The sequence below is a fragment of the Stenotrophomonas sp. TWI1183 genome, assembly GCF_039673115.1.
Taxonomy (GTDB): domain Bacteria; phylum Pseudomonadota; class Gammaproteobacteria; order Xanthomonadales; family Xanthomonadaceae; genus Stenotrophomonas; species Stenotrophomonas maltophilia_AA.
In genome coordinates this window covers 115,968-132,896 of the sequence record NZ_JBDJKZ010000001.1, presented here as the reverse complement: position 1 = coordinate 132,896, position 16,929 = coordinate 115,968, and the positions used below count along the sequence as shown (strand labels likewise).

Here is a 16,929-nt window from a genome sequence, read left to right as displayed (position 1 = left end):
TCCATGCCGACCCCGAACGACCCCACGCCCGATTCACTGGCTGCCTTCACTCCCGCTACGCGCCACTGGTTCACGGCGGCGTTCGCGACCCCGACCCCGGCACAGGCGCAGGCCTGGGCGGCGATCAGCGCCGGCCAGCACACCCTGGTCATCGCGCCCACCGGTTCGGGCAAGACCCTCGCCGCGTTCCTGCAGGCGATCGACCAGCTGTTCCGCAGCGGTGAGCATCCCAACAATGAGCAGCCGGGCCGTGCGCAGCCGGAGGCGTTGGCGCCCAAGAAGCGCGGCACCCGTGTGCTGTATCTCTCGCCGATCAAGGCCCTCGGCGCCGATGTCCAGCGCAACCTGCAGATACCCCTGCAGGGCGTCAGCGCCGAACGTGAGCGGCGCGGCGACCCGGCGGTCACCCTGTCGGTCGCGATCCGCACCGGCGACACCACCACGGCGGAGCGCGCGCGGCTGCTACGGCGTCCGCCCGACATCCTGATCACCACGCCCGAATCGCTGTTCCTGATGCTCACCTCGCAGGCGCGCGAGACCTTGCGCGACGTCCATACCGTGATCATCGATGAGATCCATGCGGTGGCCGGCAGCAAGCGCGGCACCCATCTGGCGGTGAGCCTGGAGCGGCTGGATGCCCTGTTGCAGGCGCCGGCACAGCGCATCGGGCTGTCCGCCACGGTGCGACCGGTCGAAGAGGTCGCGCGGTTCCTCGGCGGCGACCGCCCGGTGACCGTGGTCCATCCGCCCTCGCAGCGGGCCCTGGATGTCCGCATCGTGGTGCCGGTGGAGGACATGGCCGACATTCCGCCACACCCTGCCGCGGCCGATGCGCCACCGGCGTCCGGGCGGATCGGCTCGATCTGGCCCCATGTGGAGGCCAGCATCCTGGACCAGGTGCTGGCGCGGCGTTCCACGATCGTGTTCGCCAACTCGCGGGGCGTGGCCGAAAAGCTGACCGCGCGCTTGAACGAGCTGTACGCCGACCGCGTCGCCCGCGGCCAGGTCCCGGCGCAGGCCCCGACAGCGGCGCCCGCGCCCGAGCACTACGGCTCGTTCAATGGCGGCACCGCCGGACGGGCCGCCGGTGCGGAGACGCTGATCGCGCGGTCGCACCACGGCTCGGTCTCCAAGGAACAGCGCCGCGAGATCGAACAGGCGCTCAAATCCGGCGAACTGCGCTGCGTGGTGGCGACCTCTAGCCTGGAGCTGGGCATCGACATGGGTCTGGTCGACCTGGTGATCCAGGTGGCCGCACCGCCCTCGGTGGCCAGCGCGCTGCAGCGGGTCGGGCGCGCCAGCCACCAGGTCGGGGGCATCTCGACGGGCCTGGTCTACCCGCGCACGCGGCGCGACCTGATCGACGCGTCCGTGGCGGTGGAGCGCATGCTGGCCGGCGAGATCGAAGCCATCGACCCGCCGCGCAACCCGCTGGACGTGCTGGCCCAGCAGACGGTGGCCGCCGCCGCGATGGAGACGCTGGACGTGGAGGCCTGGTATGCGCGCGTGCGCCGCGCCGCGCCGTACCGGTCGCTGCCCCGCAGCGCCTTCGATGCCACCCTGGACATGCTGGCCGGGCGCTATCCCTCCGATGATTTCGCCGGCTTCCGGCCGCGCCTGGTCTGGAACCGGGCCACCGGCGAACTGAGCGCGCGCCCGGGTGCGAAGCAGCTGGCGGTCACCAGCGGCGGGACCATTCCGGACCGCGGCATGTTCAGCGTGGTGCTGCCGGAAGGCGAGGAGCGCGCCGGGTCGCGCCGCGTCGGTGAGCTCGATGAGGAGATGGTCCACGAATCGCGGGTCAACGACGTGATCACCCTGGGCGCGACCTCGTGGCGGATCGAACAGATCACCCACGATCAGGTCGTCGTCACCCCGGCGCCGGGCCGTTCGGCGCGCCTGCCGTTCTGGCGCGGTGAGGGTGTCGGCCGGCCCGCCGAGCTGGGCGAGGCGGTGGGCGCCTTCATCGGCGCGCTCGACGCCGTCGTGGCGGACAAGGGGGACGAGGGGAACGAGGGGAACGAGGGGAACGAGGGGAACGAGGGGATTGCGCCTGCACTGCGCGAACGGCTGCAGGCCGCCGGGCTGGCCGACAACGCAATCGCCAACATCGCCGGGCTGCTGGCCGAACAGCGCGAGTCCACCGGTGTGCTGCCTACCGATCGCAGCCTGGTGCTGGAGCGCTGCCGCGATGAGGCCGGTGACTGGCGGCTGATGCTGCATTCGCCGTATGGGCGGCGCGTGCACGATCCGTGGGCGCTGGCGGTGGCCGCGCGCATCCGCGAACGCTGGGGCGTGGATCCGGCGGTGGTCGCCAGCGACGACGGCATCATCGCGCGGCTGCCCGACGCACACGGACGCCTGCCGGGCGCGGAGCTGTTCCTGTTCGAGCCGGAGCGGCTGCGCCGGGAGGTCACCCGCGCAGTGGGCGGATCGGCCCTGTTCGCCGCGCGCTTCCGCGAATGTGCCGCACGCGCGCTGTTGCTGCCGCGACGTACGCCCGGCCGCCGCTCGCCGCTGTGGCAGCAGCGCCTGCGCGCCGGCGAACTGCTCGCCATCGCGCAGGGCTACCCGGAGTTCCCGATCCTGATCGAGACCGCGCGCGAGTGCCTGCAGGATGTCTACGATCTGGACGCGCTGGATGCGCTGATGCAGCGGCTCGCCGAAGGCAGCGTGGCGATCGCCGATGTCACCACCGAGGTGCCGTCACCGTTCGCGGCGAACCTGCTGTTCGGGTATGTCGCCGAGTTCATGTACGGCACCGATGTGCCGCTGGCCGAACGCCGCGCCTCGGTGCTCTCGCTCGACAGCGGCCTGCTCGGTGATCTGCTCGGCCAGGTCGACCTCGGCGAACTGCTGGATGCGGCTGTGGTCGAGCAGGTGGGCGATGAGCTGCAACGGCGGGCGCCTGATCGGCGGGCCCGTGGCAGGGAAGGGATCGCCGACCTGCTGCGCGAACTGGGGCCCCTCACCGACGAAGCGCTCGCGCTGCGGCTGGTCGATGCCGATCCCGCGCCTGAGCTGGCCGCCCTCGTCGATGAGCGGCGCGCCTTCCCGGTCCGGGTCGCCGGTGGTGTGCACTGGGCGGCCATCGAGGATGCCGGGCGCCTGCGTGATGCCCTCGGCGTCGGCCTGCCGACGGACGTGCCGGCGGTGTTCCTGCAGCCGTCGGTGGACCCGCTGGGCGAACTGCTCGCGCGGTACACACGCACCCATGCGCCGTTCACCACGGCGGAGGCCGCCGCCGCGTTCGGACTGGGCGTGGCCGTCGTCGATGCGGCATTGGCGGCGTTGGAGGCGCAGGGCAAGCTGCTCAAGGGCAGCTTCGGTGTGGCCCGCCGGGATGCACGCTCCGCTGCCGCCATGGCCGCGCCGCCGCCGCTGGCCCGCCACGAATGGGTAGGCGAAACGGTGTTCCGTCGGCTGCGGATGCGCTCGCTGCAGCAGGCCCGCGAGGCGACCCGGCCGGTCGCGCGCGAGGCGTATGCCTTGCTGCTGCTGGAGCGCCATGGCGTGCTCGCCGACGCCGAACAGGCCGCGCGTGGCAGCACACACCGTGGCGCGGGCGCGCTGGAGGGTATCGACGGGGTGCTGCGCGTGGTCGAGCTGCTGGCCGGCGTGGCGCTGCCGGTGTCGGTCTGGGAGCAGCAGATTCTTCCGGCGCGCGTGGTCGACTACGCCCCGGCAACGCTCGATGAGCTGCTCGCCACCGGGGCCGTGGTGTGGGCCGGGCACGGGCGGCTGGGCGATGAGGACGGCCTGGTCTCGCTGCATCTGCAGGAGGTCGCCGCCGAGACGCTGCCGTCGCTGCCGGTCTCGGCCGCGCTGTCGCCCTTGCAGGAGGCGCTGCTGCAGGTGCTGGCCGACGGCGGCGCGTACTTCGCGCGCCAGCTGGTCACGGCGGTGGGCAGTCACTGGGCGCGGGCCGGCACGCCGACTACGGATATCAGCGCCGAGCAGCTGCACGCCGCGCTGTGGGACCTGGCCTGGTCGGGCTATCTGAGCACCGATCTGTGGGCGCCGCTGCGCGGCATGTCCGGCTCACGCGCGCCACGGCCGCGGGTTGCGCGCACGTCGCGGCGTGTTCGAGGCTTCCGTGGCATCCCGATGGGGGAGACGCCCTTGGCCGACGGCGCGTCGGTGGTGATCGCCAGTTTCGCCGCACCCACCCTGGCCGGGCGCTGGTCGCTGCTGCAGCGCGAGGCGATCAGCGACACGGTACGCGCGGTGGCGCTGGCCGACGGCCTGCTGGACCGGCACGGCATCGTGACCCGTGGCGCGGCGGTGGCCGAAGGCATCGCCGGCGGCTTCCCGGCCCTGCAACAGGTCTATCGGGGCATGGAGGATGCGGGCCGCGTGCTGCGCGGCCGCTTCGTGGAAGGATTGGGTGGGGCGCAGTTCGCCGACCGCCTGATCGTGGATAGGCTGCGCGACATCGCCGAGGCCCTGCGGCCCGGTGCCGCCGAGGTCGCCGTCGGGTTGTCCGCGGTCGATCCGGCCAATCCGTTCGGGACCGTGCTGCCCTGGCCGGTGCACGGCTCGCGCGTGCGGCCGGTGCGCCGCGCCGGTGCCCTGGTCGTGATCGGCGGTGGGCGGCTGCTGATGTACCTGGCCCAGGGGGGGCGCCAGCTGCTGACGTTCTTCGACGCGGACGATGTGTCCCTGGCAGACACCACGGCTGCCGCGGCCAAGGCGCTGGCCAGTGCACTGCGGCGGGGCCGCCGCACCTCGTTCACCGTGGAACTGATCGACGATGCGCCGGCCCGACGCGATGGCCTGATGGACGCGCTGCGGGCCGCCGGTTTCTCCAGTGCGCCAAAAGGCGTCAGCTGGGAGGGATGAGCAGGGGGAGGCGAAGACTTACTGACGCCGTCTAAGTAGAAACACGCTGGCCGCGACGATGACCGACACGGACTATTGAGCACCACCGTCGTCGGAGAAGTGCATGGCCAGCTCATCCGCAAAGAAGCCCAACATTCTCGTCATCTGGGGAGACGACATCGGCATCTCGAACCTGAGCTGCTACTCGCGCGGCCTGATGGGATACCAGACGCCGAACATCGACCGCCTGGCCAACGAGGGCATGCTGTTCACCGACTCCTACGGCGAGCAGTCCTGTACGGCAGGGCGCTCGTCCTTCATCACCGGCCAAAGCGTCCTGCGGACCGGCCTGTCGAAGGTCGGCATTCCGGGCGCGCCGGTCGGCATGAACGAGAAGATCGTCACCATCGCCGCGCTGCTGAAGAACGAGGGCTATACCACCGGGCAGTTCGGCAAGAACCACCTGGGCGACCTCAACCACATGCTGCCCACCAACCATGGGTTCGACGAGTTCTACGGCAATCTGTACCACCTCAATGCCGAAGAAGAGCCGGAGATGTACGACTACTTCCCCAAGGACGAGTTCGGGGATTTCATCGAGACCATCAAGCCGCGCGGCGTGATCCACAGTTTCGCCACCGACAAGGATGACAGCACCGACCAGAAGCGCTGGGGCAAGGTAGGCAAGCAGAAGATCGAGGATACCGGCCCGCTGGACCGCAAGCGCATGCTGACCTGCGATGACGACTTCGCCGACCGCGCCAAGGCCTTCATCAAGCAGGCGAACGACGACGACACGCCGTTCTTCGTCTGGGTGAACTTCACCCACATGCACCTGATCACGCATACCAAGAAGGAAAGCCTGGGGCAGGCCGGGCGCTGGCAGTCGCCGTATCACGACACGATGATCGACCACGACAAGAACGTGGGCTCGTTGCTCGATTACCTCGACGAGCTGGGCATCGCCGAAGACACTCTGGTGGTGTACTCGACCGACAACGGGCCGCATCGCAATTCGTGGCCGGATGGCGGCATGACGCCGTTCCGCAGCGAGAAGGACACCAACTGGGAAGGCGCGTTCCGGATTCCGCTGGTGGTGCGCTACCCGGGCAAGATCAAGGCCGGCTCGGTCTCCAACGAGATCGTGCAGCACCATGACTGGCTGCCCACCTTCCTGGAACTGGCCGGTAACAAGGGCGTGGTCGACGACCTCAAGAAGGGCGTCAAGGCGATCGGGCGCACCTACAAGAATCACATCGACGGTGTCAGCCTGCTGCCGTACCTCACCGGCAAGGAGGAAAAATCGCCGCGCAAGCTGTTCGTCTACATCTCCGACGACGGCGACATGCTCGGGATCCGCTATGACAACTGGAAGGTGACCTTCATCGAGCAGCGCTGCAAAGGCACGATGCAGATCTGGGGCGAACCGTTCACGGTGATGCGCATCCCCAAGATATATAACCTGCGCACGGATCGGTACGAGTTCGCGGACGTGACCTCCAACACCTACTGGGACTGGTACCTCAACCACGTCTACATCGTGTACGGCGCGATCGCGTTGCTGACGAAGTTCAACGAGACCTTCGTGGACTTCCCCAAGATCCAGAAGCCGAACACGTTCACGGCCGACCAGGCGGTGGAGAAGCTGCAGGAAGCAGTGACCGGAAAATAGCGGCAGGGTGTGCGTCCGCGCCAGCATCAACGAAGGGGGGACGGGATGTCCCCCTTTCGTCGTGCCTGCCGTATCAGGCTGCTTCGGCGGCCGCCGGCTCGCGTGCAGGAACGTAGGCTGGGTAGTCGATATAGCCGGTGGCGCCGCCGCCATAGAACGTCTCGCGATCGGCAGGCGCCAGCGGCCAGCCGTTCTGCAGGCGTGCCACCAGGTCCGGGTTGCTGATGAAGCCCGTGCCGAACGCGGCCAGATCGATCACGCCGGCATCGATCAGCTGCTCGGCGCGGGTGCGGGTCATGCCGCCGGCGAGGATGAGCGCGGTGCCGGGCAGATGCGGCTTCAGCGTACGCAGCAGACCGCCGAAGCCCGAATCGCCCGCGCCATCGACCGACTTCTGGCCGACCTTGAAGCCGGACTGGTCCATCAGATGCACATAGGACAGGCCACGTTGACCGATCGCCTGGATGAGCGCGGTGTAGGTCGCGTCGATCTCCGGATACAGCGGCATGTCGAACAGCTGGCCATACGGCGAGAGGCGGATGGCGGTGCGCGAGGCACCGATGCGCGCGACCACGGCATCAATCACCTCGAGGGTGAAGCGCAGCCGGTTCTCCAGCGTCTGCGGGCCGTACTGGTCGCTGCGGTCATTCACCCGCGGATTGATGAACTGCTCATGCAGGTAGCCGTTCGCCCCGTGGATTTCCACGCCATCGAAGCCGGCGTCGATGGCATTGGCGGCCGCCTGCGCGAAGTCGGCGACGATGCGCGCGATCTCCTCCGTCTGCAGCTGGCGCGGGGCCGGCGAGGCCACCAGCGCGGGCTGGCCGTGCGCGTCGTAGCCGAACGCCTGCGCGCCGACCGGCAGGCGCGAACTGGCGCTGACCGGGAGCGCATCATCGGCCTGGATGGTCGGGTGCGAGACCCGGCCGACGTGCCAGATCTGCGCGAACATCCGGCTGCCCAATGCGTGGACCGAATCGGTGGTCAGGCGCCAGCCGGCGATCTGCTCGGCGGTGAAGATGCCGGGGTTGAACAGGTAGCCCTGGCCCTCGCGGGAAATGGGCGTGCCTTCGCTGACGATCAGGCCGGCGGTGGCCCGCTGGGCGTAATAGAGCGCAGTGCGCTCATCGGCGGCGTCGTGCGGGGCACGGGCACGGGTCAGCGGGGCCATGACCACGCGGTTGCGCAGGGGCAGGCCGGCGAGGTCGAAGGTGTCGAAAAGGGCGCTCATGGAGATTCCAGATGGGGGAAGGGGGGAGGGCATGGCGATCCGCCATGCGCGTGACCTCATCGTATGGGCGTGCGATAACGGCCACAATCCGGCCTTAAGGCAAATTACTATTGCTGGAATCGCAATTCAGCCGCCCAAGCCCCCGCCATGCAGCTCAAAGCCCTCCGCTATTTCCTCACCGTCGCCGCCACCGGCAGCTTCCTGGCCACGGCGCGCCACTACCGGGTGCCGGCGTCGTCGGTATCGCGCTTCATCGCGGCACTCGAGCAGGATGTCGGGCAGCAGTTGTTCTACCGCAGCACGCGCGCCGTGCGGCTGACCGAGGCCGGCGAGCGCTTCCACCTGCAGGTGCGCGATGCCGTCGACCTGCTGGACGAAGCGGTCGAACAGCTGGAAGGCCGCGATGCCGGACTGCGGGGGCTGATCCGCATCAACGCCCCCGAATCGCTGGGGCGGCTGCATATCGCCCAGATCGTCAACACACTGCAGGCCAGGTATCCGGAGCTGCTCGTGGAGCTCACCCTCACCGACATGCTGATCGATCCGGTGCAGGAGGGGGTGGACATCACCATCCGGGTGGGGCCGCTGGTCGACTCGGGCCTGATCGGCAAGGTCATCGCGCCGCACCGGAACCTGCTTGCCGCCAGCCCGTCCTACCTGGCCGCGCACGGCACGCCGGAGCGCCCCGAGGATCTGCTGCAGCATCAGTGCCTGGTCTACAAAGGCCAGCTGGGCATCCAGAAGTGGTACTTCCGCGCCACGCCCGACGTGCCGTTCAAGGCCTTGAACGTCACCGGGCCCCTGCGCAGCAACAACGCCGAAGCGTTGCTGGCGGCCGCGCTCGCGGGGCGCGGCGTGGTGATGTTCCCGACCTGGCTGTTCAACCCGGAAACCCTGCAGGGCGGGCACATGGTCACGCTGCTCGATGACTGGGAGTTTTCGCCGCAGTCCGAGCGCGTCCATCTGCAGCTGCTGTCACCGGAAAACAAGCTGCGCTCGCGCAAGGTCCGCGAAGTCTCGGCATTCCTCACCGATGCGATCGGCTCGCCACCGTACTGGGATCGTGCCGTTCCCTGAGTCCATATCCCATCGGCACCCCCATCACGCATGCAGTGGCAGGATCGGAAGAGATTCGCCCCTCACCAGGAGACCACCATGGCTTCGACCGTTGTCCTGACCCGATCATGGGTCATCCATCCGTTCCACGCCGCTGTACTGGGTGGCGTGCTGCCGCTGTTCCTCGGCGCGCTGCTGGCGGACTACGCTTACTGGAGCTCGTACGAGATCCAATGGGCCAACTTTGCCTCCTGGCTGCTGATCGGCGCCATGGTGATGACCACGCTGGCCCTGCTGTGCGGGATCGTCGGTCTGGTCCGTCGCAGCCGCAACCTGGCGTATGTCGTGCTGCTGGCCGTGACCTGGGGCGTGGGCTTCATCAACTGCCTGCACCACGCCCGCGATGCGTGGGCGGTGATGCCGGCCGGGCTGGTGCTCTCGGTGATCCTGACGGTGCTGGCGTTGATCGCGACCTGGGTGGGACTGTCCAGCCTGCGCGTGGGAGGTGTCCGATGAGCCGCCAGACGATCCGGATCCTCTCGGTGTCCGCGCTTGCGGTCGCGCTGGCTGCCTGCAGCGGCAAGGCTCCCGAGCTCGAGCAGTACGGCGGCAACCCGGAGATGCCCAAGCCGCATCGCGGGCTGATGCCGGACATGACCATCGCCAAGCCGGCCCAGTGGGGCGACACCCTGCCGACGGTGCCCAAGGGCTACCGGATCTCGGCGATCGCCACGGACCTGAGCATTCCGCGGCAGACGCTGGTCCTCCCCAACGGCGACATCCTGGTGGCGGAAGGCCGGGGCGGCAGCGCACCGAATCTGAAGCCGAAGGACGTCATCGCCGGCAAGATCAAGGCCAAGGGCAATACCGCGGTCAAGAGCGGCAACCGCCTGACCCTGCTGCGCGATGCCGATGGTGATGGCACCTATGAACTGAAGACGGTGTTTGCCGACAAGCTCAACGCACCGTATGGCTTGGCGATGATCGGCAATGCGATCTACGTGGCCAACCAGGATGCCGTGGTGCGCTTCGACTACCAGGACGGCCAGACCAAGGCGGCCGCGGCCCCGGTCAAGCTGACCGACCTGCCCGCGGCGATCAACCATCACTGGACCAAGGCGATGACCGCCAGTGCCGATGGCCGCTATCTCTATGTGGGCATCGGCTCCAACAGCAACATCACCGAGCGTGGCATGGCGGTGGAAATCGACCGTGCGCGGATCTGGCAGATCGACGTGGCTACCGGCGCGCACAAGGATTACGCCACCGGCATCCGCAATCCCACCGCGTTGGCGATCCAGCCGGGCACCGGCACGCTGTGGGCGGTGGTCAACGAACGCGATGAGATCGGCCCGAACCTGGTTCCGGATTACCTCACCTCGGTGAAGGAGGGCGGGTTCTATGGCTGGCCCTACAGCTACTGGGGCAAGAACGTGGATCGCCGGGTGATGCCGCAGAATCCGGCGAAGGTCGCCTCGGCGATCGCACCGGACTACGCGCTGGGCTCGCATGTGGCCGCACTCGGCGTGGCGTTCTCGTCGCCGGTGATGGGCACGCAGTTCGCCGATGGCGTCTTCGTGGGCGAGCACGGCAGCTGGAACCGCAATCCGCCGGTCGGCTACAAGGTGGTGTTCGTGCCCTTCAGCAATGGTCGCCCGGCCGGTGAGCCGATCGATTTCGTGAGCGGCTTCTTCGGCGAAGACGGCAAGACCCGCGGCCGCCCGGTCGGCGTCTCGGTCGACCCGCGCGGCGCCTTGATCGTCGCCGACGACCTCTCCAACACGATCTGGCGGGTCACCCCCGACGGGACGCCCGCGCCGTAACGCTCCAGTAATGGGGACAGAGTAATGGGGACGGAGGGGATTAATAATCCCCTCCGTCCCCGTTATGACGCTTGACCTTCCCATGATGGGAACCTTTAGGGTGGCAGGTAACCTCACCCCAAGGACTGTCCCCATGTCTTCCATTGCTTCCCGGTCCGGTGCGCCGATCAGCCGCCTGAGCCTGCCCATCGAGGGCATGACCTGTGCCTCGTGCGTGGGCCGGGTCGAGCGTGCGCTGACCGCCGTGCCCGGCGTGATGAGCGCCTCCGTCAACCTCGCCACCGAGCGCGCCGACCTCGGTTTCATCGGCGCGGCCGATCCCCTGGCCGCCGTACGCGCCATCGAGAGTGCGGGCTACACCGTGCGGGAAGACAGCACCGAACTGAGCATCGAGGGCATGACCTGCGCCTCCTGTGTCGGCCGCGTCGAACGCAGCCTCGCGCAGGTGCCCGGCGTGATCGCCGCCAGCGTCAACCTCGCCACCGAGCGCGCCCAGGTACGCCATCTGGCGGGCACCGTGTCCGTTGCCGATCTCGAGGCCGCCGTGGAAAAGGCCGGCTATACCGCGCGCGCCGTCACCGTCAGCACCGCCGCGGCCGGCGACCAGGAGGAGGAACGCCGCGAAGGGGAAGCGCGCGCGCTGCGCCGTTCCCTGATGCTCGCCGCCGCGCTGACCCTGCCGGTGTTCATCCTGGAAATGGGCTCGCACCTGGTGCCAGCCATGCACCACTGGGTGATGCACACCCTGGGAATGCAGACCAGCTGGTATCTGCAGTTCGCATTGGCCACGCTGGTGCTGTTCGGGCCTGGCCTGCGTTTCTTCCGCAAGGGCGTGCCGGCACTGCTGCGCGGCGCGCCGGACATGAACTCGCTGGTGTCGCTGGGCACTGCGGCCGCCTATGGCTACTCGGTCGTCGCCACCTTCGCGCCGGGCGCACTTCCGCCGGGAACCGCCAACGTTTACTTCGAAGCGGCCGTGGTGATCGTGACCCTGATCCTGCTCGGCCGCACGCTGGAGGCGCGGGCCAAGGGCCGCACCTCACAGGCGATCAAGCGCCTGGTCGGGCTCCAGGCGCGGACCGCGCGCGTGCAGCGCGGCGCTGACACCGTCGAAGTGCCGCTCGAGCAGGTCACGCGCGGCGACATCGTGCTGGTCCGCCCGGGCGAGAAGGTGCCGGTGGACGGTGCGGTGGTCGAGGGATCCTCGTACGTGGACGAAAGCATGATCACCGGCGAGCCGGTGCCGGTCGCCAAGGCGGTGGGTGCCGAGGTCGTCGGTGGCACCCTCAACACGACCGGTGCCTTCAGCTTCCGTGTCACCAAGGTGGGCGGTGACACCGTGCTCGCGCAGATCATCCGTCTGGTCGAGCAGGCGCAGGGCTCCAAGCTGCCGATCCAGGCGCTGGTCGACAAGGTGACGATGTGGTTCGTGCCGGCGGTGATGGCCGCGGCCGCGCTCACCTTCCTGGTCTGGCTGGTGTTCGGCCCCGCGCCGGCGCTGACCTTCGCGCTGGTCAATGCCGTCGCGGTGCTCATCATCGCGTGCCCCTGTGCGATGGGGCTGGCGACGCCGACCTCGATCATGGTCGGCACCGGTCGCGCCGCCGAACTGGGTGTGTTGTTCCGCAAGGGCGAAGCCCTGCAGGCCCTGCGCGATGTGAGCGTGATTGCGCTGGACAAGACCGGCACGCTGACCAAGGGCCGTCCTGAACTGACCGACCTGGAGCCGGCCGCCGGTTTCACGGCGGATGAGGTGTTGGCGCTGGTCGCTGCAGTGGAGACCCGTTCCGAGCACCCGATCGCCGAAGCCATCGTGGCGGCCGCCAAGGCGCGCGGTCTTGCACTGGCCCCGATCGAGAGTTTCGAGGCCGTGCCCGGCTTCGGCGTGTCGGCGCAGGTCGGCGGCCGCAGCGTCGCAGTCGGCGCGGACCGCTACATGACCCAGCTCGGCCTGGATGTCGCCGCCTTCCGCGCCACCGCCCAGCAGCTGGGCGAGCAGGGCAGGAGCCCGTTGTATGCCGCCATCGATGGTCGTCTGGCGGCCGTGATCGCAGTGGCCGATCCGATCAAGGAGAGCACGCCGGCCGCGATCCAGGCGCTGCACGCGCTCGGCCTGAAGGTGGCGATGATCACCGGCGACAATGCCGCCACCGCCGCGGCGATCGCCCGCCAGCTCGGCATCGATGAAGTAGCGGCCGAAGTGCTGCCGGACGGCAAGGTCGCGGCCTTGAAGCGTTTCCGCGCGGGCGGCGCCAAGGTGGCCTTCGTCGGCGACGGCATCAACGACGCACCGGCCCTGGCCGAGGCGGATGTCGGCCTGGCGATCGGTACCGGCACGGATGTGGCGATCGAGGCTGCCGACGTGGTGCTGATGTCCGGCGACCTGCGTGGCGTGCCCAATGCCATCGCACTGAGCAAGGCGACCATCCGCAACATCAAGCAGAACCTGTTCTGGGCCTTCGCCTACAACGCGGTGCTGATCCCGGTGGCTGCGGGCCTGCTGTACCCGTTCAACGGCACGCTGCTCTCGCCGATCTTCGCCGCGGCGGCGATGGCCCTGTCCAGCGTGTTCGTGCTCGGCAACGCGCTGCGGCTCAAGCGCTTCCATGCACCGATGCAGGCCGATACGCTGGATACCGGCGTGGAGGCCGGCGCGATGAGGACCGTACGATGAATATCGGGGAGGCAGCGACGTTCTCGGGCGTGTCGGCCAAGATGATCCGCTACTACGAGCAGATCGGGCTGATCCCTCCGGCGGCCCGCTCGGAGGCGGGTTACCGGCATTACAGCCCGCAGGACGCGCACAGCCTGCGCTTCATCCGGCGCGCACGCGATCTGGGTTTCTCGGTCGAGCAGATCGGCGAACTGCTGGTGCTGTGGCAGGACCGCGAGCGCGCCAGTGCCGACGTCAAGGCGGTGGCGCTGTCCCACGTGGGCGGGTTGAAGGCCAAGATCGCCGAGCTGCAGGCGATGGTGCAGACCCTGGAGCATCTGGCAGAGCACTGCCATGGCAATGACCGTCCGGATTGCCCGATCATCGCCGATCTGGCCGAGCCCGTTGCCGGCGCATCGGACGCGCCGGCGTCGAGGAAGGCACGCCGGACGCCGTTGTTCGGGGCCGATACCCCCGTGTCCTCACGCGGGATATCGGCACGGAAGCCACGCGGCTAAGTGACGTTGGCCGGTGATCAGGCCTGGTTCGCGGAGGCGAGCTTCTGCAACAGCACGGCCGCGGCTTCGGCGGACGAGGCCGGATTCTGGCCGGTGATCAGCAGCCCATCGCTGACCACGTACGAGCCCCAGTCCGGGCCCTGCGAGTAGTCGCCACCCGCGGCCTTGAGCATGTCTTCGACCAGGAAGGGCACCACGTCAGTCAGGCCGACGCCGGCTTCCTCGGTGTTGGTGAAGCCGGTGACCTTCTTGCCCTGGACCAGCGGGGCGCCCTCGGTGCTCTTGACGTGACGCAGCACGCCGGGGGCATGGCAGACCAGCGCAACCGGCTTGCCGGCGGCGATGAAGGCTTCGATCAGCGCGATGGAGTGGCTGTCTTCGGCCAGGTCCCACAGCGGGCCATGACCGCCGGGATAGAACACGGTATCGAAGTCGGCCTGCGAGACGCTGTCCAGGCGCACGGTGTCGGCCAGCTGTGCGTTGGCGTCCGCATCGGCTTCGAAACGGCGCGTGGCGTCGGTCTTGAAGTCGGGTTCGTTGCTCTTGGGATCCAGCGGCGGCTGCCCGCCCTTGGGCGAGGCCAGCACGATCTCGGCGCCGGCATCCTTGAAGGTGTAGTAGGGCGCGGCCAGCTCTTCCAGCCAGAAGCCGGTCTTCTTGCCGGTATTGCCGAGTTCGTCGTGGGACGTCAATACGATGAGGACTTTCATGGGTGATACTCCTGTGGGTGCTTGATTAGACTGGTCGTCTAGTGATGGGGCCGAGAAAGACACGCCGATGCCGGCGTGTGTGAGACATCCCTTTGTCAGGGGGCGGTATGCAGAAGGCGGCTGGTCAACGCCACGGCATCGTCGAAGGGGCGGGTCGTGCGGGCGATCTTGACCATGATGCTGGTGCCCAGCCACAGCTGGTACAGGCGCCGCGCCACCGCATCGGGCGGGTCCTGGAGCGTCACCGATCCGTCGGCGACGCCCGCTTCAAGCGCCCGCGCCAGACGATCGGTGATCCCGGTGGTGCCGCGCTGCAGGGCGGCCCGCATGGGCTCGGACAGGTCGGCGACTTCCGCACCGAGCTTCACCGCCAGGCACTTGCCCTGGCAATCCTCGAACGACTGGCTGTCCTGCCACGCAGCGAAATACGCCTCCAGTTGCTCGGCCTTGGTCTGGCCCGGCTGCCGGAAGATGCGGTCCATGTTGGCGAGGTACGCGCTGAAGTAGTCCTCCAGCAGCGCCTCGCCGAACGCCTCCTTGGAGGCGAAGTAGTGGTAGAACGAGCCCTTGGGGACGCCTGCCGCCGCGAGCACTTCATTGAGGCCGACGGCGGAGAAGCCCTTGGCGCCCATGATCCGCTGGCCGGTGGCCAGGATCGTGTCACGGACGGGGGAGGTGGCGGAGGCGGAGGCGGAGGCGGAGGCGGAGGCGGAGGTCATGGGAGGGACTGTACGCCTGATTAGACCGGTCGTCTAGTGCCGGGTAAGGCGATGCCCGTCTTGCGCGGAACGGTAGAAATACTGAGATCCAACCCTCCCGTCCGGGCGCATGATGCGCGGAAGGCAGGGGCACCCGGGGGATGCAAGGTGCACGCGCCTGAGGATCGTTTGATCCGCCATCCCCTCCAGACACAGGGTGCCGCCATGACGTGCCCGCAGTCAGTGATCTCTCCGCGCGCGGCATCGGCTGCACGGACGGTCTGCGTGCTGTCGCGTGCACGGTCTGCCACCGGCGTCTGCGGCGCGGCGCTGCTCGGTGTGCTGGCAACGAGCGGATGCATGTCCACGCCCGCCTACGTGCGGCCCACCGTCGAGGTGCCTGCCGCCTACCGGCTGCACGGGATCGCATCGGCATCGGCGGACGGACCTTCGCTCGACGCGCTGGCCCCTTGGTGGCAGGGCTTCGGCGATGCGCAGCTGGATGCGCTCGTCGATGAAGCGTTGCGCGCCAATCACGATCTGGGCATCGCGGTGGCGCGGGTGGACGAGTTCGCCGCGCGGGTCACGGCCGCCCGGTCGGCCGCGTTGCCGCAGCTGGGCTACGGCGTCAGCTCGGGCCGTCAGCGTGCGCCGGGGATCGGCGCATCCGGCACGCACGCGGTGGGCCTGTTCGCCAGTTGGGAGCTCGATCTCTGGGGGCGCCTGCGCAGCGAGCAGGACGCCGCACGTGCCGAGTTGATGGCCAGCGAACAGGCGCGCCGGGGCGTGGCGTTGAGCGTGGTCGCCTCGGTGGTGGCCGGCTACATCACCCTGCTCGATCTGGATCGACGCCTGGAGATCGCCAACGCCACCGTGGCCGGCCGCCGCGCGAGCGTGGCGCTCTTCCAGCTGCGCCTGGACGGCGGCGCACTGTCCGAGTTCGAGATGCTGCAGGTCAGCGCCGAGTACGAAAGCGCCGTGGCGGCCGTGCCGGAACTGCAGCAGGCGCTGGCCGGGCAGGAGAACGCGTTGTCGGTCCTGGTCGGACGCAATCCCGGCCCGATCGCGCGTGGCGGCACCCTGCAGACCCTGCAGCCGCCGGTGCCACCGGCAGGACTGCCCTCCGATCTGCTCGCGCGGCGACCGGACATCCTGCAGAGCGAGCAGCAACTGGTGGCTGCGCATGCGCGTATCCAGGTGGCCCGGGCATTGTATTTTCCGTCCCTGTCACTGACCGGGCAGGGCGGTCGTGCCAGTGCGGCACTGGATGATCTGTTCAGTGGTCCGTCGCGTACGTGGTCCTTCGTTGGCCAGCTGCTGGGGCCGATCTTCGCCGGCGGTGCCATCGATGCGGCAAACAGACAGGCGCAGGCCCGCAACGTGCAGGCGGTGCTGGACTACCAGCGCACGATCCAGAACGCGTTCCGTGACGTCGACGACGCCCTGGCCGCCATCCAGTCGAAGACCGACCTGGTGGCGTCGCTGGAACGGCGGGTGCACGCATTGCGACGTGCGGTTGCCCTGGCCGGCGAGCGCTATGACAACGGCTACGCGGATTACCTGGAGGTGCTCGATACCGAACGCGGGCTGTTCTCCGCCGAGCTGGCGCTGAGCAGCGCACGCGGTGACCGCTACCGGGCAAGCGTCGCGTTGTATCAGGCCCTGGGCGGGGAGGGGGGAAACCGGGAGATGGCCAGTCGGTCATCGGTTTCCGTCCCGCCGCGCTGACACCTTCGACACACCAGGA

At 68.7% G+C, this 16,929-nt stretch carries 11 protein-coding genes; 8 read left to right on the top strand and 3 right to left on the bottom strand.

Annotated features, from left to right (window positions below):
* Positions 1–3: 3 nt before the first annotated feature.
* Both ABE434_RS00625 and ABE434_RS00620 read left to right on the top strand, forming a co-directional pair.
* On the top strand, positions 4–4,842 hold the full coding sequence (locus ABE434_RS00625; RefSeq protein WP_346477408.1) for an ATP-dependent helicase: 4,839 nt from the start codon (positions 4–6) through the stop codon (positions 4,840–4,842).
* 103 nt (positions 4,843–4,945) lie between these two features.
* The gene (locus tag ABE434_RS00620) at positions 4,946–6,493 is read left to right on the top strand and encodes an arylsulfatase (protein ID WP_346477407.1); all 1,548 of its coding nucleotides are present in this window, start codon (positions 4,946–4,948) and stop codon (positions 6,491–6,493) included.
* A gap of 73 nt (positions 6,494–6,566) precedes the next feature.
* On the opposite strand, the gene ABE434_RS00615 is transcribed toward ABE434_RS00620, so the two are convergent.
* Positions 6,567–7,724, bottom strand: a complete 1,158-nt coding sequence (locus tag ABE434_RS00615) for an alkene reductase (protein ID WP_346477406.1) — start codon at positions 7,722–7,724, stop codon at positions 6,567–6,569.
* Between the two features lie 147 nt (positions 7,725–7,871).
* On the opposite strand from ABE434_RS00615, the gene ABE434_RS00610 reads away from it, so the two are divergent.
* From ABE434_RS00610 to cueR, 5 genes are all read left to right on the top strand, one after another.
* Positions 7,872–8,801, top strand: coding sequence for a LysR family transcriptional regulator (locus ABE434_RS00610; protein ID WP_346477405.1), 930 nt, complete (start codon positions 7,872–7,874; stop codon positions 8,799–8,801).
* Positions 8,802–8,879: 78 nt separating this feature from the next.
* Complete coding sequence (locus tag ABE434_RS00605; RefSeq protein WP_346477404.1) at positions 8,880–9,296, top strand: DUF2231 domain-containing protein; 417 nt, start codon at positions 8,880–8,882, stop codon at positions 9,294–9,296.
* The gene (locus tag ABE434_RS00600) at positions 9,293–10,603 is read left to right on the top strand and encodes a sorbosone dehydrogenase family protein (protein WP_176988763.1); all 1,311 of its coding nucleotides are present in this window, start codon (positions 9,293–9,295) and stop codon (positions 10,601–10,603) included. The genes ABE434_RS00605 and ABE434_RS00600 overlap by 4 nt, the downstream gene beginning before the upstream one ends.
* Positions 10,604–10,736: 133 nt before the next feature.
* Positions 10,737–13,277 carry a heavy metal translocating P-type ATPase gene (locus ABE434_RS00595; protein WP_346477403.1) on the top strand — a complete coding sequence of 847 codons (2,541 nt, stop codon included), beginning with the start codon at positions 10,737–10,739 and terminating at the stop codon, positions 13,275–13,277.
* Positions 13,274–13,774, top strand: coding sequence for a Cu(I)-responsive transcriptional regulator (gene cueR / locus ABE434_RS00590; RefSeq protein WP_346477402.1), 501 nt, complete (start codon positions 13,274–13,276; stop codon positions 13,772–13,774). The genes ABE434_RS00595 and cueR overlap by 4 nt, the downstream gene beginning before the upstream one ends.
* A gap of 17 nt (positions 13,775–13,791) precedes the next feature.
* Here the strand turns inward: cueR and ABE434_RS00585 are convergent, their stop codons facing one another.
* The gene (locus tag ABE434_RS00585; protein WP_346477401.1) at positions 13,792–14,484 is read right to left on the bottom strand and encodes a type 1 glutamine amidotransferase domain-containing protein; all 693 of its coding nucleotides are present in this window, start codon (positions 14,482–14,484) and stop codon (positions 13,792–13,794) included.
* Between the two features lie 95 nt (positions 14,485–14,579).
* Positions 14,580–15,203 carry a TetR/AcrR family transcriptional regulator gene (locus tag ABE434_RS00580; RefSeq protein ID WP_346477400.1) on the bottom strand — a complete coding sequence of 208 codons (624 nt, stop codon included), beginning with the start codon at positions 15,201–15,203 and terminating at the stop codon, positions 14,580–14,582.
* Between the two features lie 51 nt (positions 15,204–15,254).
* On the opposite strand from ABE434_RS00580, the gene ABE434_RS00575 reads away from it, so the two are divergent.
* Positions 15,255–16,910 (top strand): efflux transporter outer membrane subunit, encoded by a 1,656-nt coding sequence (locus tag ABE434_RS00575; RefSeq protein WP_346477399.1) that lies wholly within the window; start codon positions 15,255–15,257, stop codon positions 16,908–16,910.
* The last annotated feature ends 19 nt before the right edge of the window (positions 16,911–16,929 follow it).